Annotated in this window: 17 protein-coding genes; 7 read left to right on the top strand and 10 right to left on the bottom strand. The window is 39.2% G+C overall.

The window, feature by feature from the left end; genetic code table 11:
• Window positions 1-59 precede the first annotated feature (59 nt).
• From dtd to typA, 3 genes are all read right to left on the bottom strand, one after another.
• Window positions 60-497, bottom strand: a complete 438-nt coding sequence (gene dtd / locus OW492_RS11460; RefSeq protein WP_290040087.1) for a D-aminoacyl-tRNA deacylase — start codon at window positions 495-497, stop codon at window positions 60-62.
• Window positions 494-1366, bottom strand: a complete 873-nt coding sequence (locus tag OW492_RS11455) for a virulence factor BrkB family protein (protein ID WP_290040086.1) — start codon at window positions 1364-1366, stop codon at window positions 494-496. Before OW492_RS11455 ends, dtd begins: the two co-directional genes overlap by 4 nt.
• Before the next feature lie 123 nt (window positions 1367-1489).
• Window positions 1490-3313 carry a translational GTPase TypA gene (gene typA, locus OW492_RS11450; RefSeq protein WP_290040085.1) on the bottom strand — a complete coding sequence of 608 codons (1824 nt, stop codon included), beginning with the start codon at window positions 3311-3313 and terminating at the stop codon, window positions 1490-1492.
• 459 nt (window positions 3314-3772) lie between these two features.
• Between typA and glnA the strand changes: the two genes are divergently transcribed.
• The 5 genes from glnA to glnG all read left to right on the top strand — a co-directional run bounded on the left by glnA (window position 3773) and on the right by glnG (window position 10849).
• Window positions 3773-5191 (top strand): glutamate--ammonia ligase, encoded by a 1419-nt coding sequence (gene glnA / locus OW492_RS11445; protein ID WP_290040084.1) that lies wholly within the window; start codon window positions 3773-3775, stop codon window positions 5189-5191.
• Window positions 5192-5391: 200 nt separating this feature from the next.
• Window positions 5392-7563 carry a glutamine synthetase III gene (locus tag OW492_RS11440; protein WP_290040083.1) on the top strand — a complete coding sequence of 724 codons (2172 nt, stop codon included), beginning with the start codon at window positions 5392-5394 and terminating at the stop codon, window positions 7561-7563.
• A gap of 235 nt (window positions 7564-7798) precedes the next feature.
• Window positions 7799-8341 (top strand): DUF4124 domain-containing protein, encoded by a 543-nt coding sequence (locus OW492_RS11435; RefSeq protein WP_290040082.1) that lies wholly within the window; start codon window positions 7799-7801, stop codon window positions 8339-8341.
• Between the two features lie 11 nt (window positions 8342-8352).
• On the top strand, window positions 8353-9414 hold the full coding sequence (gene glnL / locus OW492_RS11430; protein WP_290040081.1) for a nitrogen regulation protein NR(II): 1062 nt from the start codon (window positions 8353-8355) through the stop codon (window positions 9412-9414).
• A gap of 34 nt (window positions 9415-9448) precedes the next feature.
• Complete coding sequence (gene glnG, locus OW492_RS11425; RefSeq protein WP_290040080.1) at window positions 9449-10849, top strand: nitrogen regulation protein NR(I); 1401 nt, start codon at window positions 9449-9451, stop codon at window positions 10847-10849.
• Between the two features lie 83 nt (window positions 10850-10932).
• Here the strand turns inward: glnG and recG are convergent, their stop codons facing one another.
• A complete protein-coding gene (recG, locus tag OW492_RS11420) occupies window positions 10933-13005 on the bottom strand; it encodes an ATP-dependent DNA helicase RecG (protein ID WP_290040079.1) in 2073 nt (690 codons plus the stop codon).
• A 129-nt stretch (window positions 13006-13134) separates the two neighbouring features.
• Here recG and OW492_RS11415 point away from each other — a divergent pair, with 129 nt between their 5' ends.
• Window positions 13135-14037, top strand: a complete 903-nt coding sequence (locus tag OW492_RS11415; protein WP_290040078.1) for a phospholipase A — start codon at window positions 13135-13137, stop codon at window positions 14035-14037.
• Window positions 14038-14048: 11 nt separating this feature from the next.
• On the opposite strand, the gene OW492_RS11410 is transcribed toward OW492_RS11415, so the two are convergent.
• From OW492_RS11410 to OW492_RS11395, 4 genes are all read right to left on the bottom strand, one after another.
• Window positions 14049-15443 (bottom strand): GTPase/DUF3482 domain-containing protein, encoded by a 1395-nt coding sequence (locus OW492_RS11410; RefSeq protein WP_290040077.1) that lies wholly within the window; start codon window positions 15441-15443, stop codon window positions 14049-14051.
• Window positions 15436-16869 (bottom strand): DUF2868 domain-containing protein, encoded by a 1434-nt coding sequence (locus OW492_RS11405; protein ID WP_290040076.1) that lies wholly within the window; start codon window positions 16867-16869, stop codon window positions 15436-15438. The genes OW492_RS11410 and OW492_RS11405 overlap by 8 nt, the downstream gene beginning before the upstream one ends.
• 16 nt (window positions 16870-16885) lie before the next feature.
• Window positions 16886-17572: a tRNA (guanosine(18)-2'-O)-methyltransferase TrmH gene (gene trmH / locus OW492_RS11400; RefSeq protein ID WP_290040075.1), complete on the bottom strand. Its 687-nt coding sequence runs from the start codon at window positions 17570-17572 to the stop codon at window positions 16886-16888.
• Window positions 17573-17691: 119 nt separating this feature from the next.
• Window positions 17692-18282, bottom strand: a complete 591-nt coding sequence (locus OW492_RS11395) for a superinfection exclusion B family protein (protein WP_290040074.1) — start codon at window positions 18280-18282, stop codon at window positions 17692-17694.
• Window positions 18283-18458: 176 nt separating this feature from the next.
• On the opposite strand from OW492_RS11395, the gene oxyR reads away from it, so the two are divergent.
• Window positions 18459-19364 carry a DNA-binding transcriptional regulator OxyR gene (oxyR, locus tag OW492_RS11390; RefSeq protein ID WP_290040073.1) on the top strand — a complete coding sequence of 302 codons (906 nt, stop codon included), beginning with the start codon at window positions 18459-18461 and terminating at the stop codon, window positions 19362-19364.
• Window positions 19365-19461: 97 nt separating this feature from the next.
• On the opposite strand, the gene rplQ is transcribed toward oxyR, so the two are convergent.
• Both rplQ and OW492_RS11380 read right to left on the bottom strand, forming a co-directional pair.
• A complete protein-coding gene (gene rplQ, locus OW492_RS11385) occupies window positions 19462-19842 on the bottom strand; it encodes a 50S ribosomal protein L17 (protein WP_028869287.1) in 381 nt (126 codons plus the stop codon).
• Between the two features lie 36 nt (window positions 19843-19878).
• A partial coding sequence (locus OW492_RS11380; RefSeq protein WP_290040072.1) for a DNA-directed RNA polymerase subunit alpha C-terminal domain-containing protein occupies window positions 19879-20138 on the bottom strand: 260 nt, incomplete at its 5' end.

The following is a 20138-nucleotide window of genomic DNA, read 5'->3' as shown; positions in this document are numbered from 1 at the left end:
AGTATTCTAATCTTTAATGCTATGGGTTTATCACTAGCCAAGCATTCACTTTCAGCGAATTAAACCTGCAACCAAAATGTCGTAGGTCCATCATTAGTTGAAGTCACTTGCATATCTGCCGCAAAAATCCCATTTTCAACATGGCAACCTAACTGTTCACATTGCTTACTGAAATACTCATAGAGGCGTTTCGCTTCAGCAGGTTCTGCGCTATTACTGAAGCCTGGACGATTGCCTTTTTTAGTCTCAGCGACCAAGGTGAATTGAGAAATAACTAACAAGTCACCATTAGCTTGTTTGACATTGAGGTTCATTTTGTCATTATCATCGGCAAAAATACGGTAAGCTAATACTTTTTCAGCCAAACGTTTAGCCTGACTCTCTGTATCACCCTTCTCCACGCCTAATAATACCAACAAACCACCATCAATCTGCCCTACTACAGCATTATCAACAGATACAGATGCATTATTAACACGTTGTATCATGGCTATCATGAGGCTTCCTCAAGCTCATCGAGCTCGGTTTCTTCAGGATAAAAGAACTCATCTAAGGTAGATGTCACCTCCGCACCTATTAATACAATTAACCAACTAAAGTAGATCCAAACAAACATAATAGGGATAACCGCTAAAGCGCCATAAATAATTTGTTGAGATGGGAAGTTGGTAATGTATAAGCTGAATAAGTCAGTCGCTAAATTAAACATTAACGCCGCAACAAAACCGCCAATAACAGCACAACGAAGTGTGACACGTTGATGTGGTACTAAAGTATAAACCCCTGCAAAAGCTAACCATGAGAACAGAAAAGGCATAAAACTTAGCAGCTGCTGCCCTACTGACAAGAAACCATCAGTTTGCACAATAGAAAAGAGATAAGAACTTAATGCAATGCTACCACCGATAATAATTGGGCCTAAGCTCAAAATAGTCCAGTAGATGGTAAATGCGTGAATAGTTGAGCGTTTTCTATTACAACGCCAAATACGATTCAAGGTTTGATCGATCGTTGAGATCAATAGCAGAGCAATTACTACCAATGAAGCTATCCCGACCATACTCATCTGTTTGGTGTTTTCAATAAAACCAGTCATGTGCTCTTTAACGGCATCACCTGCTGTGGGCACAAAACTGTTATAGATCAGATCTTCGATAATGCTGTTTAACTCAGAAAACATGGGAAAAGCCGAGAGCATATAAAAAACCACAGCAAGACAAGGGACGATCGACAATAAAGTCACGTAAGCAAGGTGGCCTGCGGGTACTTTGATATTATCTTCTTTACTGCGTTTGAAGAGAAAAATGCCATAGCCATAGAGCGCTTTCATTTTTCCTATTAATATTTGCTGGTCTAGTTGAAACATAATACTCCTCAGCATCATCAATGAATGTTAGCCATTAAATGGCTAGCACTAAATTTAACATAAAAAAAAGGCCTTACAATCGTAAGGCCTCATAGTAACAAGTTAAGCGTTTATGTAAACGAATTAACCTTTAGCTGGACGAGCAGCACGTTTACGTTCGTTCTCTGTAAGTAGTTTCTTACGAATACGAATGCTTTCAGGTGTTACTTCTACTAATTCATCAACATCAATAAACTCTAACGCTTGCTCAAGTGTTAGTTTGATTTCTGGTGACAACGTTTGTGCTTCATCTGTTCCTGATGCACGTACGTTAGTAAGTTGCTTACCTTTCACACAGTTTACTGTTAAATCGTTAGCACGGTTATGAATACCGATAATTTGACCTTCATATACTTCAGTACCGTGACCTAAGAATAGGCGACCACGATCTTGTAAGAAGAATAATGAGTAAGTAACCGCTTTACCTGCTTGATTTGAGATCAATACACCATTTTGACGTTGACCAATAGTACCGCCTTTATGAGGACCGTAGTGATCAAAGCTATGGTATAGAAGACCAGAACCAGAAGTGATTGTCATAAACTCAGTTTGGAAACCGATTAAACCACGACTTGGAATCATAAAGTCTAAACGAACACGTCCTTTACCATCTGGAATCATATTAGTTAGTTCCGCTTTACGGATACCTAATTGTTCCATGATAGAACCTTGATGCTCTTCTTCACAGTCAATTGTCAATGTTTCCATTGGCTCATGTAACTGGCCGTCAATCACCTTTTCGATAACTTCAGGACGAGATACTGCTAGCTCATAACCTTCACGACGCATGTTCTCGATTAAGATACCTAAATGTAGTTCACCACGTCCTGATACTTTAAATTTATCAGGATCTTCTGTTTCTTCTACTTTAAGTGCTACGTTATGTACTAGCTCTTTGTGTAGACGATCTAAGATATTACGTGAAGTAACGTATTTACCTTCTTTACCACAGAATGGAGATGTATTTACTTGGAATGTCATTGTTACCGTTGGTTCATCAACTGTTAACGGTGGTAATGCTTCAACGTTTGTTTGAGCACAGATAGTGTCAGAAATTTTAAGCTCGCCTAAACCACTGATTGCAATAATGTCACCCGCTTCTGCGACTTCAACATCATGACGCTCAAGACCTAAGTAACCTAATACTTGGCCAACTTTACCTTTACGTTCTTTACCGTCAGCACCAACAATAGTAACTTGTTGATTAACTTTAACGTTACCACGTGTAATACGGCCAACACCGATTACACCAACGTAAGAGTTGTAATCAAGTTGAGAAATTTGCATTTGGAAATCGCCTTCGCGATCCGCTTCAGGTGGCGCAACAGTATCAACGATAGTTTGGAATAAGTCTTCCATGTCATCTTTTTGCTCGTCCATCTCAATACTTGCCCAACCGTTTAATGCAGAAGCATAAACAACTTGGAAGTCTAACTGGTCATCAGTTGCACCCAAGTTATCGAACAAATCAAATACTTGATCCATTACCCACTCAGGACGTGCACCAGGCTTATCAATTTTGTTAATAACAACAATTGGCTTAAGGCCATGTGCGAATGCTTTTTGTGTTACGAAGCGAGTTTGTGGCATTGGACCATCAACCGCATCAACAATAAGACAAACACTATCTACCATAGATAGAATACGCTCTACTTCACCACCGAAATCAGCATGTCCAGGTGTATCTACGATATTGATATGGTAATCATTCCATACAATTGCAGTGTTTTTTGCAAGGATGGTAATACCACGTTCTTTTTCAAGATCGTTAGAGTCCATTACACGTTCTTCAGAACCACCGCGTGAATCTAATGTACCAGACTGCTCTAACAGTTTATCAACCAATGTTGTTTTACCATGGTCAACGTGAGCAATGATGGCAATATTTCTTAATTTATCTAACGACATGATGCGCCTCAAAAATAACTTACTATTAAAAATACCAATTAGATAAAAGTAGACGGATCTACTTTTATTTAATTGGTATAAAAAGAATTAGGCAATAAAAGCACAGGAAGTGTTCTAGCCAAATGTGCGCACATTGTAAACATAATTTCAAAAATAGAAAGTTTTAAGTCTGTCACAGATAGTTAAAATGGATAAAACACCGAAATAAAGCAGCGTAATTATCACACTAAAACACTAATGCACCAAATAAGTGCACAAACGCACCAAATAAGTTCAAAAAAGCGCTAAATCACCCTTTTTTATGGTGCCAACCGTCAAGCTTGATGGGGACAATCGAGTTGGCATATTTTAAGCAACATGATATATATAAGTTTAGAAAGTCGATAAATTCTTATTTCTTTATCAAGAAATATAATTTTCAATTCATAACATTTCCGATGTCAAATGAGGTTCTACAACATGTCTGTACAAACAATCCAAGACGTTTTAGCTTTAATCCAAGAGCAAGATGTAAAATTCGTTGATTTACGCTTTACTGATACTCATGGTAAAGAGCAACACGTATCGATCCCACACCATCAAGTAACGGAAGACTTCTTCGAAGAAGGTAAGATGTTTGATGGTTCTTCAATTGCAGGTTGGAAAGGCATTCAAGACTCTGACATGGTGCTAATGCCAGTACCTTCAACAGCGGTACTAGACCCATTTACAGACGATGTAACACTTAATTTACGTTGTGACGTATTAGAACCAAAAACCATGCAAGGCTACGACCGCGACCCTCGTTCAGTTGCTAAGCGTGCTGAAGCATACATGCGCTCTACAGGTATTGCAGACACAGTATTATTTGGCCCAGAACCAGAATTTTTCCTATTTGATGACGTGAAATACGGTAACAGTATTGCTGGTGCTTTCTACTCAATCGATGCAAAAGAAGCAGCATGGAACTCAGGTACATCTTATGAAGACGGTAACACAGGTCACCGCCCGGGCATCAAAGGTGGTTACTTCCCTGTAGCACCTGTTGATTCTTCACAAAATACACGTTCAGCTATGTGTTTAATCATGGAAGAGATGGGCTTAGTAGTTGAAGCTCACCACCATGAAGTAGCAACGGCGGGTCAGAATGAGATCGCTTGTCGCTTTAACACTATGGTTGAAAAAGCCGATGAGATTCAAATCTACAAGTACGTTGTACATAACGTGGCACACGCATACGGCCAAACAGCAACGTTTATGCCTAAGCCATTAGTTGGCGATAACGGTTCTGGTAACCACTGTCACCAATCATTAGGTAAAGATGGCGTTAACTTATTCTCTGGAGATGGTTACGGCGGCTTATCCGAATTAGCGCTTTACTACATTGGCGGTATCATTAAGCATGCGAAAGCAATTAATGCATTTACTAATGCATCAACTAACTCTTACAAACGTCTTATCCCAGGCTTTGAAGCACCTGTAATGTTAGCTTACTCAGCGGGTAACCGTTCTGCATCTATCCGTATTCCAATCGTACCAACAGCACGTGCAGCACGTATTGAAGTACGTTTCCCAGACCCAACAATGAACCCTTACCTAGGTTTTTCTGCGATGTTAATGGCTGGCCTTGACGGTATTAAAAACAAAATCCACCCTGGCGACTCTTTAGATAAAGATTTATACGACCTACCAAAAGAAGAAGCTGATGCAATCCCGCAAGTAGCGGTTTCTTTCGAAGAAGCACTAGCAGCACTAGATGCTGACCGTGACTTCTTGACGGAAGGCGGCGTGTTCTCAAACGAAGCAATTGATGCATTTATTGAGCTAAAAACTGCTGAATGTGAAGCTGTTTCACAAGCAACACATCCAAAAGAGTTTGACCTATACTACAGCGTATAATCCTTCTCTCTTTTTAAATTTAAAAGGACTGCTTCTTGCGGTCCTTTTTTGTTTTCATCTACAAATATCCCTGTAAAAACAAAACTGGCTTACTTCTTGCTAAATTCTTGTTATCTAGTTGTCATAACTTCATATTTTAGTATCTAATAATAGTTATCACAAATAACAATAGCGCTATTAATATCAGCAAGGAGCATTACATGAGTGGAAACCAAGTCCGCCTACAAGCAATTGAACAAATTACTAACCGTGCACCAAAAGAGGTCGCTCAAACTGAGCCACTAAATCAAATCTGGGCTACTGATGTTTTTAATCTAGCTAAGATGGAAGAAGCGGTATCAAAAAATGCATTTAAAGCGATCAAGAAAACAGTTCAAACAGGTGTTGCTTTAGATAAAGCAACAGCTGATATTATTGCTGCAGCAATGAAAGACTGGGCGCTATCTAAAGGTGCTAAGTTCTTCTCTCATGTTTTCTACCCAATGACTAACATTACTGCTGAAAAACATGATGCATTCATCCTGACTAACTCTGAAGGTAATGCTATTAACGAATTTACAGGTAGCCTATTAATTAAAGGTGAACCAGATGGTTCTTCTTTCCCTAACGGTAGCCTACGTATGACTAACGCTGCACGTGGTTATACTGCATGGGATCCAACGAGCCCTGCTTATATCCAACAAACAGCGAATGGCGCAACATTAATGATCCCAAGTGTATTCATGTCTTGGACTGGTGAAGCACTAGATAAAAAAATCCCGCTATTACGCTCTAATTCAGCAATGGATACAGCAGCACAGAAAGTACTTAAATTAATGGGCGAGACAGAAGTTGCTACATTAAACTCAAGCTGTGGTCCAGAGCAAGAGTACTTCTTAGTTGATGAAAACTTTGCTAATGCACGTCCAGACTTACTATTAGCTGGCCGTACTTTATTTGGTGCAGCACCAGCTAAAGGTCAACAATTTGATGATCACTACTTCGGTGCAATCCCTGCACGTGTTCAAGTGTTCATGCAAGATTTTGAAGACAAACTATACAAGCTAGGTATCCCAGCTAAAACTCACCATAACGAAGTTGCTCCAGGGCAATTTGAAATTGCTCCTTACTACGGTGCAGCAAACGTAGGTGCAGACCAACAACAATTGTTAATGACAATGATGAAGCAAACGGCTAAAGAGCACGGCTTCCTATGTCTATTGCATGAAAAACCATTCGCAGGCGTAAATGGTTCAGGTAAACATGTTAACTGGTCTGTTGGTAACAGCACACAAGGTAACTTACTTGATCCAGGTAAAACACCACATAAAAACCTACAGTTCCTATTATTCTGTGGTGCGGTAATTCGTGGTGTACACAAATACGGTCCATTATTACGTGCAGTTATCGCTTCTGCTGGTAATGACCATCGTTTAGGTGCTAATGAAGCGCCACCAGCAATCCTTTCTGTTTACCTAGGTGACCAATTAGAAAAAGTATTTGATGAAATCAAAACAGGTAAATTAACAACTTGTACTCAAGGCGGCGAGATGGACCTAGGTCTTTCGCAAATTCTTAACTTTGACCGTGATCCAGGTGACCGTAACCGTACGTCTCCATTTGCATTCACAGGTAACCGTTTTGAGTTCCGTGCTGTAGGTTCTGAGCAATCTGTATCAGGTCCATTAGTTGCAATGAACACAATGCTTGCTGATTCATTAAACTGGATTGCAGAAAAACTAGAAGCTGCTTTAAAAACTGAAGATCAAACAGCCGCAGTTATTACTGTACTGAAAGAGTTAATGGAACTACACGGCAACGCTGTATTCGGTGGTGACGGTTACTCAGAGGAATGGCATAAAGCCGCAGTTGAAGAACGTGGTCTTAAAAATATCCCAACAACGGCAGATGCTTTACCTGCATTCAAATCACAAGAAGTGATTGATCTATTCCAAAACACGGGTGTACTAACACCGGTTGAACTAGAAAGCCGTTACGAAGTTTATGCTGAACAATACAATCTAGCGATTGAAGTTGAAGCTAAATTAGTAAGTGATATTGCTAAAACTAAAATCTACCCAGCAGCAATTGCTTACTTATCAGAGCTAAGCCTAGCTGCTACATCAACACAAGACTTAGGTATTGAATTAGATTCAAGCATTACTAAGCAAGTTGCTGAACATGTAAATGGTCTATTAGCTGCAATCACTAAGATTGATACTGAAGTTGCTAAGCATGATTTTGCTGATGCAGAAGCACATATGCGCCATAGTGCAGACGTTCTTTGTCCTCTTATGGGTGAAGCACGTGAGCACGCTGATGCACTTGAGCTACTTGTTGCTGATGAGTTATGGCCATTGCCTAAATACTCTGAAATGTTATTTATTAAATAATAGTAACAAAGCCGAATCAGGAGTGGGCTGTTGCTCACTCCTTTTATTTTAACGTTTTCATATAAAAACTAAGCAAAATTATCAATAGAAAATGCAGACCACTGTTACATTGAATAACCTCATTATATGAGCAAAGGTTAACATTTATAGAATAACCTCGTTTACAGTAAATTTTTTTATTGTCTTAATCCTTTAGCTATTCGACAATCAAGTATTTACTATTAAGGTTTAGATTATGAAATTAACTACATTTTTAACATTATTACTTTGCACCTATTCCACGCTTTCCTTTGCTGAAACAAAAATATACCGTTGGGTGGACAGCCAAGGCAAAACACATTTTGCAGATACCGCTCCTCCAGGAACACCACAAATAACAGTTGAAAATAAAAACCTTGTTTCCAATCAAGACCCTATTGATACTCGCACAGTAAATCCTGCCAACAAAAATAAACAAGAAACAGGTAAAGATAAAAAAGCAGCAGTTCAATACCAGGCCGAAATTGTTTATCCACAAGATGATACTGCTATTCGCAGCAATGAAGGCACATTGGAAATTAATGTCAAAACAACACCAGAAAAAGAAAGCACACAGTTGCTACAATTATATTTAGATGGACAAGCATTAGGATCTCCACAAATGTCACCAACCATCAGAGCACTCAATGTCGACCGAGGCACACACCAAGTACAAGCACACTTACTTGATGAAGATGGAAAAGTACTAGCAAAAACACAAATTGTTACGATTCATTTACAACGTATATCCATTAAGTAGATTGCCAATATATGCAAAAAGAACCTAGTCTCGATCTTATCTCTACCTTTCTTGAAGAAGCAAAAACAGCATTTGTAGCTTTAGATTCTTCATTAACTCTGATCTATGCAAATCCAGCTAGTGAGCAATTGCTATCGCAAAGTAAACAGCGATTATATGGTCAGACCTTAAAAGCTATCGCCGAGCAATTTCACTTTTCACCGGAGTCGATAGAAAACCTATTATTAGAAGAATCTTCATTTACTGAAAACGAAACAACACTGTTAATTGATGGCAGCCCGCTACTTATCGATTTAAGTGCGAGTTATATTGACACTAAAGCCACACCATACATACTGATAGAAATGCGTTGTATCGAACAACAGAAACGCATTAGCCAAGTACATTATCAAGAGCATCAACAAAAAGCAGCACAAGAGCTAGTACGTGGTTTAGCACATGAAATTAAGAACCCATTAGGGGGTTTACGTGGAGCAGCACAATTATTAGAAGCAGAGCTGCCTAACCCAGATCTTAAAGAATTCACGCAAATCATCATTGAACAAGCAGATCGACTCAGTGCACTAGTAAACAGATTACTAGGCCCACAAAAACCGGGCGCTAAAAGTATCCATAATATTCATTCGGTATTAGAAAAAGTACGTAAACTAGTGAGCTTCAATATCCCAGATAATATTACTCTGAATATTGATTACGATCCGAGTATTCCAGATTTTGAAATGCAACCCGATCAGCTACAGCAAGCATTTTTGAACATAGTGCAAAACGCGGTACAAGCATTGCAGGACCTGCCAGAAAATCATTCCATTACTTTACGTACACGCACTGCGCATCAAGTAACCATTAATGGTTTACCACAGCGTTTAGCGACAGAGATAAAAATAACAGATACAGGGCCTGGTATTCCAATGCACCTCCGTAGCACTCTTTTTTATCCGATGGTCACTGGACGTAAAGACGGTACAGGTTTAGGGTTATCCATTGCCCAAGAATTAATCAAGCAACATCATGGACGAATTGAATTTAAAAGTAGTAAAGGCAAAACAGAATTCTCTGTGTTTTTACCAATTTAACGTTAAATATAATAATAAAAAATAAGGAGCTATAATGGCCGCTTGGATTGTAGATGATGACCACGCCATTCGCTGGGTATTAGAACGCACATTAAAAGCAGAAAATATTGAACATGCTAGCTTCCCTGATGCAGAATGTTTATGGCAACAACTGCTGATTGAACAACCAGAGATTATTATTTCTGACGTGCGTATGCCTGGCATAGATGGCTTAGAGTTGATGCAAAAAATACATCAACGTTACCCGCTGATACCGATCATTATTATGACCGCACATTCAGACTTAGACAGTGCTGTAAATGCTTATCAAAGTGGTGCCTTTGAGTACTTACCTAAACCCTTTGATATCCATGAAGCAACAGATCTAATCAAACGTGCACTTAACCATAGTAAAGAGCTGAAACAGCAAAGAAAGCCTAATACACAGCCTATTGCTACACCAGAAATCATTGGTGAAGCGCCAGCGATGCAAGAAGTTTTCCGTGTAATTGGACGTTTATCTCGTTCAAGTATGAGTGTATTAATTAACGGTCAATCAGGCACTGGTAAAGAGTTGGTTGCACAAGCTTTACATAAACATAGCCCTCGAAAGAATGAAACCTTCATCGCCTTAAATATGGCAGCGATCCCAAAAGAGCTGATCGAAGCTGAATTATTTGGACATGAAAAAGGTGCTTTTACAGGTGCTGCAGCTAATCGCCAAGGTCGTTTCGAACAGGCTGATGGTGGCACACTATTCTTAGATGAAATTGGAGATATGCCATTGGATGTGCAAACACGTCTATTGCGTGTATTAGCCGATGGACAGTTTTATCGTGTTGGTGGGCATCAAGCTATTAAAGTAGATGTACGTATTATTGCAGCAACTCATCAAAACCTTGAGAAAAAAGTACAAAGTGGCGATTTTCGAGAAGATCTCTTCCACCGTTTAAATGTTATCCGCTTACAGTTACCTGCGTTAAAAGAGCGTCGTGAAGATATTGCTTTATTAGCCAACCACTTTTTACAAAACATAGCCAACGAGCTAACTGTAGAAAGTAAGCAACTGACAAAAGCAACGATTAACTATTTAAGTGACTTGCCTTGGCCGGGTAATGTTCGTCAATTAGAAAACATATGTCGATGGTTAACGGTGATGGCTAGTGGTCAGGAAGTGCATATTAGTGACCTACCTCCAGAGTTAAGTGAGCAGGAAGTACCTCAACAAGAAGGCGAGCCAGTTATTTGGCAAGAAAGCTTAAAGAAATGGGCTGATGCACAACTAAAAAATGGTGAAAGTAATATTTTAGGGCAACTATTACCTGAGTTTGAAAAAATAATGCTACAAAGCGCATTAAAACACACTCAAGGTAAAAAACATGAAGCTGCTAAGTTATTGGGTTGGGGTCGTAATACACTCACACGTAAACTCAAAGAGCTTAATCTATCTGATTAACCCTATTTTAATCATTTAGTAATACCGCCAAAAAGCCTTGCTTATATAAATAAGCGAGGCTTTTTGATATAAGCGGTTCACAATTAGACTTGCGCATAAACTGGCTTATCGCCCAACCAACGTTCCACCAGCGGTTTAATATATTCAGGATGGTATTGAATTAGCGTTAATGCTAATTGCTGTACTTGTGGAATTAGCACTTGGTCTCTTAACAGATCCGCAATCTTCATATCCGCAACGCCCGTTTGTTTTGTGCCTAACACTTCACCAGGGCCTCGAATCGCTAAATCTTGCTCTGCAATATAAAAACCATCATTACTTTCTCTAAGTACATTAAGGCGCTTTAGTGCTGTTTTAGACAAAGGGTATTTGTACAATAAGACACAATGACTCGCAACGTCACCACGGCCGACACGCCCACGTAATTGATGTAGCTGTGCTAAACCAAGACGCTCAGGGTTTTCAATAATCATTAAACTAGAGTTCGGTACATCAACACCCACTTCAATCACTGTCGTTGCTACCAGTAAATCAAGTTCTCCGGCTTTAAACGCATCCATCACATATTGCTTTTCAGCAGCCTTCATTCGACCATGTACTAAACCAATGCGTAAATCAGTTAACGCTAACTGTAATTCATTAGCCGTATCTTCAGCTGCCTGGCATTCCAACGCTTCTGACTCTTCAATCAATGTACACACCCAATAAGCCTGACGTCCTTCATTTTTACAGGCTTGATAAACTCGCTCAATAATTTCCTCACGTCTAGAGTCAGCAAGAGCAACAGTTTGGATAGGTGTTCTACCTGGGGGTAACTCATCAATAATAGAAACACTTAAATCAGCATAAGCTGTCATTGCTAAGGTACGAGGGATTGGTGTAGCTGTCATGGTTAACTGATGAGGTACTAAACCATTATTAATGCCTTTTTCACGTAGCGATAAACGTTGGTCAACACCAAAACGGTGTTGCTCATCAACTATGATTAATGCCAGATTATGAAACTTCACGTTATCAGAAAATAAAGCGTGTGTGCCTACCACCATTTGCGACAAACCTAATGTAATATTCTCAGTTTGGTCACGTTTCTCTTTTACCTTCATTTTACCTGACAGCATACCAACTCTAATATCCAATGGTTCAAACCAACCTTGGAAGTTCAGTAAATGTTGTTCAGCTAATAATTCAGTAGGTGCCATTAATGCAACTTGATAACCGGCTTCAATGGCGGTTAATGCCGCTAATGCAGCCACTAACGTTTTACCTGACCCAACATCACCTTGTACTAAGCGCATCATCGGCACACTTTTTATCAGATCTTGCTGAATTTCATGGTTAACTCGTTGCTGAGCACCGGTCGGTGTAAAAGGTAAATTGGCAAGTAATTTATTCGATAATGCACCTGTGGCGCTCAATGCTGGCGCTTGATGCTGTTGCGCTTGGCTGCGCAGCACCAACATACTAATTTGTTGAGCTAATAATTCCTCAATAATTAATCGTTGTTGAGCAGGATGAGAACGATCTTCTAATTGTTCAATGCTCGCCGATGGAGGTGGTCTATGGATCGTCATTAGCGCATCAAATAGACTAATTGGATGGGTTAATAAGGCGGTAGGAATTAACTCTTCAACTTGGTTTTGTTGTAGGTGCTGCAACGCTTGTTCAGTCAATTGACGTAAGCTATTTTGCTTTAACCCTTCGGTTGTTGGATAAATCGGTGTTAATGCTTCTGCCATGGAAACAGTAGTATTTTCACTCACCAAGGAATAATCGGGATGAGTGACCTCTAACCCTTGATAACCTCGCTTAAACTCTCCAAAACACTGGATCCATTGCCCTTCTTTAAAACTGTTTTTTTGCCCTGCGTTAAAGTGAAAAAAATTAAGTGTGGCAATGCCTTCACCATCGCTTATTTTACACTTTAAGATACGACGTTTCCCAAACTGAACTTGGCAACTGACTACCTCACCTTGCACACTCACTTGCATCCCATCTTTGATTGCTTTAATAGGGTAAATTCGAGTGCGATCTTGATAATGTAAAGGTAAATGAAATAACATATCCTCAACTGAGTTTAAGCCTATTTTACTCAATCTTTCAGCTACTTTTGCACCAACACCCTTTAGTGCTGATAGAGGAATTTTATTTAATTTCATTTTGAATCCTAGCAACTTATAAGCTTAATAATCTATACGTAAACTTATAATAGTTTAGACTGAACCAACATTAACGATAATGTAATACATAAACTTTGTGGTATGCATCTTTTATTTAAGGGAATAAGTATGCGTTTTATTTTTTTTATCTTCATAACAACATGGAATGTTTTTGCATTGGCTGAAACAGAGCCACTCGTAGAGCCTATTGAAGATGATGTTACCTTGTTACCAGAAACAAATGCCATCGATGAGCGATTAGAAGATGAGGCAATTAGTGAACTGGTTAATTTTTCAATTATACCGCATAAACCTAACTATTTATTACCCTTATCTTTTAACGATAAAATCCAAGATTATGATATATATCAGAATGATGGTAATACGTATCGACGCTTAGAGGTGAAGTTTCAAATTAGTTTCAAAATGCCTTTATTTCATAATATAGGTGATTTGCCTATCTCAGGTTATGTGGCTTATACACAACGGTCATTATGGCAAGCTTATAATACTGCCTCATCATCCCCCTTCCGTGAAACAAACTATGAGCCAGAAGCTTTTTTAATCTGGGATGCCGATAAAAATTTAGGCTCTAGTTGGCGTTTTAAAGCCGCAAGCATTGGCTTTGTGCATCAATCTAATGGCAAGTCAGAACCAAGCTCGCGTAGTTGGAATCGCATTGAGAGTAATCTTATCTTTGATCGCCAAAACCTAGTTATCTCGATCAACCCTTGGTATCGACTAGAAGAAGCAAGCTCAGATGATGATAACCCCGATCTATTAGATTATTACGGTCATGGTAAGGTGATTATTGCCTATAAACATAATGAACATGTGTATTCATTCACTAGCCAAAACAATATAGAAAGTGGCTTTAGTAAAGGCACAGTTGAAGCAGCATGGAGCTTCCCACTCTATGGGAAAGTAAAAGGTTACTTACAAGTAACCTCTGGGTATGGCAACAGCTTGATTGAATATAATGAATATACTAATACCGTTGGTTTAGGTATTTCTATTTCAGACTTGCTCTAAGCTTGTATCGTTTAATCAGCTACTTTGCCTTCACTGATCGCCGCTAAAGCGGTGGTGATTTGCTCGATGATAAGCTGTTTTTTATCTGCTAACAGAGGTTGGTCACTATTATTAGAGGCCAACCATTGTGGGTGCTGCCGTGCTCTACGTAACCATTTTCCCCACTTTTTAGGCAGCTCTATTTTATCTGACTGAACAGTAGCTAATGAAACTTTAGTCATGCTAGCGTGACCACGTTGTTGTAGTGCAAGTAACAAACTCAACTGTCTTGCCCATAACACTTGTAATGTTAAGTCATCGGCACATAGATAACGATGGCCGGTAACCTTGGCTTGAATTTCATCATAGTAACGTTGCTTCACCCCCCATAAAACGCCAGCAACACCACCCGCTAAAGCAGCAGCACCTAAAGTCATACCAGCGGCAACCAAATCAACAGCGACACCAACCCCCGCTCCCTTTACAAAGTTACTGGTCGCTTTAACACCAAACTCTTGTAAATTATCAGAAGAAAAAAGGTCTAACTCCCATTGTCCCTCTTGAATCGGCAAATCATGCTGGTCAATATCATCTTGTTTAAACTGATAAAGTGCTAATAATTGCGTTAGTGTTTGCCTTTCCAACTGACGAATACGTGATTGCAATTTTTCACTATATACTTCAATGCTTTGTTCATTATTATCGACTTTGAAACGACAAGCTGCTGCTTCTACTAACAACTGTGCAATAAGTTGTTGTGCAGCAACCTCCCTTTCTTGCCATTGCTGTTTACGTTGCTCAATAAGCTGCGCAAGTTGCTGTTCTCTGTGAGCCAATAAGGTCTGCATCTTTTGATAGATTTTTAATTCATCAGAAAAACGAAATACTACGCTATCAAAGCTCACAAATGCATGTAGGTTTAAACGTGCCAATTGTGCTTGCCATGCTGCAACATCTGCTCCCGGTGAGTCGATAAAATTTAATACTGGGATAATAGGTTTAGCCGCATAACTTAATATTTTTAATTCATCGCGGTATTTTCCTAAAATAGGCTCACGTACATCTACCACATAAAAAATAATATCGTTGCTTAACAATGCCTTTAATACTTTAAGCTCTTGGCTTAATTCAGGGAAGTTAACTTCATGTTGAATAAAAGAGAGTAAGCGATCCACACCATCATTTTGGTGTGATTGCCCATCAATCACTTGCAACAAATTAATCGAATCTTCTAATCCAGGTGTGTCATAAATCACTAAGTTTTGATTGTTATCAACACGGATTTCAGCGCCTTCAACGTGGCGTGTAGTGCCCGCTTTATCAGCAACCTCACCGAAGCTAGCGTCACGTAACAAGGTGCGAATTAAAGAAGTTTTACCCGTATTCGCATGACCTACTACTGCAACTGATAATAATTGTTTATTCACTTTCAACCTCATTGATTTGCTTGTAGGTGATACGACTTGCATCAATACCTGCCTGTGCAGCCATTTCAATCCAATCCTTAAACCGGAGCGAAGCTCTCTCATCTTCTAGTAGAATAACCTCTCCTAAAATAACCAAATAAATCATCATTGAAGGATCTGTATTACACTTCTTCACAAAGCTTAACCAGCCTCGATCAGGTACACGCTTTATATCTACATACAAAGCTAAATCATTGACGTTAGAATCACTAATCAAAGAGATTGCTTGCTGTTGAGTCTGTCCATCGATGACGTTGATTAATGAAACAGAATAAATGGGATCAATCTGTCCACGAACCTTACTTAATAAAGCGCTATTTAACTCAATGGCGAGTGGTAAAGCATCAGTTGGAAAGCGACTATTTCTTACCAAGTCATGACGATCGGCCAAGTCAACACTATCACGGCCCTCTGAATCAGGGTCGCTAATAAAAGAACGGTTACTGACTGGCTGTAATTGCCCTTTTAATTGCACATAATAAGGTAAAGAGAAGTTAACCTGAAACTGCCTCTTTTTAGATTTCACTCGGTGTTTAAAAAATAGCATCAACATAACGCGAGGCAACAATGCGTAAACCGTTAAGCTAAAAATTAATAAATTAGCCCAACTCACTCTGCTTTGTTGAGCAGAACTTAGAGAGTTGATCGCACCAATACTTGCCTGTGCCACATCATTGGCATTCGGTACAGTGATCCCTAAAAAATGAGGCGGAGTCGTTAATAGTTGCGTAATTTGAGTAAACACACTTTCACTTAAAATAGTGGTTTGCCAAATAAAGTCCACTTGATGTGTCGCTAATACCAATAACAGAGACAAGGTGGCGCCCAATAAATAACAAGTCCACCATAAGTGGCTCACTAAAGATAAACGAGCACGTCCAAAATAAGCACCGAATTGATGCTCAAAATAATAACGAAACAGCGACGTATAATAAGGGTGTTGATCATGAGCTTTATGCAGTAACTTATCTAATAATGAAATAAGTGACAGGCTTACGTTTGCTAACCAAGATGAACTCAATGCACCAGGTTTGAAAAATACAAACAGCCATATGATAAGTGATAATAGATTAGGAGCAAGAAACAATACGATAGCCCAAAAAAAGTTAATCTGTGAATTACTTTGATTAACTAAAAGCTGTGACACGCTAGATGCACCTAAAATAAAAAACAGAATACTCAACAATCCGCAAAATACAGTAAACAGTTGTTGAAAGTGCTTTAAAACAGGCGCAATTTGATAACGTAACTCAGCTAATTTAGTACGTTTAGTTAAAGCTTGTTCAAAGCTTAGCTCAGCGTAATCGGCATGAAATTGGTCTGATGGAGTACTTTTTTCAATGATACGTATGCCTTCCGTCAATAAACGGTCTTGGTATAAGCTCATTAACCGCTCCCTTTAATTATTTACGTCCGCGAATAGCATTCCACCAGTCTTCAGAAGCGGCAATTTGGCCCTCTTCATCAAGTGGCGGATAAGGTAAGCTTTTTTCACGACACAATTGACGGTAAATTGGATGACCACCTTCAAATAAAATACGGTGTTGCTCTTCTTTAGGTAATCGGCAAACTTGATCATACATACCAGCTATTTCACGCTGACGTTGTGCTTCATACATAATCAATGCAGATGCGACCGATACATTCAATGATTGACACATGCCAACCATTGGAATAATTACATCTTGGTCAGCTAAGGCTAATGCCTCATCACTAATACCATACTTCTCTTGGCCCATTAAAATAGCTGTTGGTTTCGTGTAATCAACTTCTCGGAAATCAATGGCAGTATCCGATAAATTAGTCGCAATTATTTGCATCCCTTGTTCGCGCATGACAGCGACCGCATCTTGTACCGTATCATGAGAATGTACATTAACCCATTTCTGACTACCTGACGCAACATTTCGCGAAATACGTGTTGAATCTATATCCCACGTAGCATGCACATTATTAATACCCATAGCGTCGGCTGTACGAACGATAGCAGCTAAGTTATGTTGCATGTGCACCTGTTCCATAAAAACGGTTAGGTCAGGTTGACGGCGGTTTAACATGGAAGTAATACGGGCAAAACGTTCAGGAGTCATACTCTCTCACACAAAGAAGTTATAAAAGAGTTTATTATATAGAAAGTTTGAGCTCGGCTAAAGCAGTGTCAAAAAAGCGTTTTCAAAACACTGCTTTAAAGCGAGGATAAAGAGAGGATTTACTTCAGCGATATATAGTTATTACGAGCATATTGGGGACGAGCTGCTTTTAATACTTCCGCTTCAGTCTCTGTCAATTTTCCAACAGGTAATCCTATTACCTTGTGGGTTAAGTGCTCTCTTGCTTCAATGGCAATAGACAGTTTGATAATACGACTGCTTCCCTTAATTTCTTGTGTTTCAAAAGCTGGCGCTAGTACACCAGAAGCTAATAAATTGCTCACCGCGGGTTCCGTTAGTGGCAAAGCCAATACGGTTTTACGTTGAATAATAAACTCTCGTAATAAGGCTTTTTCTTCAAAGTCTAACTGACGGATCATCTTGTTTCTACGCACTATTAAACGCTGGTTCATGTAATACTCTTTTAACCCAGAGAATGAAAATGATAACAATCGAGTCAATAGATAACAGCCAGTTAATAGGGTTAACACCCATATGTAAGGTGCATATGAAGCGGGTAATAGATCAGAGTTATTGAGAGAAAATAATGAACTAGGGATAACTAATAAAACAGCACAACTCACACACATCCACATCATAGTCGTGGTGATCCCTTGTTGCTCTGTCATGCGTTGTAAAAAGTGTTTCATAATAGCTCCTGCCAATAAATTGTTGCACAGCTATAGAAAAGCAGGAAACATGCCAAGAATAAAAATCATAAAGAACAAGATGTATTTGTATTTACTTGGACCGGTAAATAATCCAGTAACACGAGTAGTTGGATATGGTACGATAAAAGTATTATATATTGTGTAAGGTTAATGTTATGAATTTCAGAGATCTCGAGTACCTGATTGCTTTAGAAGAATTAAAACATTTTAGAAAAGCCGCTGATAGATGTTTTGTCAGTCAACCAACATTAAGTGGTCAAATTAAAAAATTAGAAGAAGAGCTTAATGTTCAATTAATGGAACGATCTTCAAGAAAGGTTATCTTCACACCTGCTGGCCTAGATATCGTAGCGAAAGCGAAAACAATTCTATTGGAAGCCAAGTCATTAAAAGAGATTGCAAAGAGCCATAATGAGCCGATGCGAGGCACATTACATATTGGTCTGATCCCAACTGTTGCTCCTTACTTACTCCCATTAATTGTTCCAGTAATGAAAGAAGCATTCCCTGATTTAGAGTTATATCTACATGAGAATCAAACCCAGACTCTGATCAAACAGTTAGAAGAAGGTGAATTAGATTGTTTAATGTTAGCGTTAATGCCAGATATGGAACAATTTAAACAACTAGTACTTTACGATGAGCCACTAGAACTCGCATTATCTGATAAACATGCATGGTCTAATCAACGCCATATTAATTTACAAGAGCTAAGCGGTGAACATGTATTAATGTTAGCCGATGGGCATTGTTTACGCGATCAAGCGTTAGGATTCTGTTTTGCTGCAGGTGCGATTGAAGATAATAGCTTTAAAGCAACGAGTTTAGAAACATTACGTCATATGATCAGTGCAGACAACGGTGTTACTTTGCTGCCTCAACTGGCAATACCGTTAAATCGTTATCAGGCTGGTGTAAAATATATCCCGTTTGAACCACCAGTACCATCACGTAAAATCGTACTGTTAAGTCGCAATAACAGTGCACGACAAGCTTGCTTTGATAAGTTAGCGGAAGTAATTAATAAAGCCGTGCAGGCGCGATTAGACGAGTACCTTTAAGTACAACAAACTATCTTACTAATATAAGGTAGTTTGAATTTCAGACACAAAAAAGCCGAACATAAGTTCGGCTTTTTTATTGCAACTATAAAGAAGCTTACGCTTCTTCGTCCGCTACAACTGGACGGTCTACAAACTGGATGTAAGCCATTGGAGCTTTATCGCCAGTACGGAAACCACATTTAATGATACTAGTGTAACCACCAGGACGAGTCGCGTAGCGAGGACCTAGTTCATTAAATAATTTTGCCACTACTGCATCATCACGAAGACGAGCAAATGCTAGACGACGGTTAGCAACGCTATCCGTTTTAGCTAATGTAATTAATGGCTCAATTACACGACGCAATTCTTTTGCTTTTGGCACTGTAGTTTTAATAACTTCGTGCGTAGCAATAGAGATTGCCATATTACGAAACATAGCCTGACGGTGGCTGCTGTTTCGGTTAAGTTGACGTCCACTTTGACGATGGCGCATAACCTAATCCTTATTTATTCGTGAATCGGTTTAATACTAATCTTCGATTAGACTTGCTGGTGGCCAGTTTTCTAAGCGCATGCCTAGAGACAGTCCACGTGATGCAAGCACATCTTTGATTTCAGTTAGAGACTTCTTACCTAAGTTAGGCGTTTTTAGAAGTTCAACTTCAGTACGTTGTACTAGATCACCGATATAGTGAATCGACTCTGCTTTCAAACAGTTAGCAGAACGAACAGTTAGTTCTAAATCATCTACTGGGCGTAAAAGAATTGGATCAAACTCAGGTTTAGCTT

The sequence above is a fragment of the Psychromonas sp. 14N.309.X.WAT.B.A12 genome (genome assembly GCF_030397575.1).
Taxonomy (GTDB): Bacteria; Pseudomonadota; Gammaproteobacteria; order Enterobacterales; family Psychromonadaceae; genus Psychromonas.
This window is presented reverse-complemented; position numbering and strand designations above follow the sequence as displayed.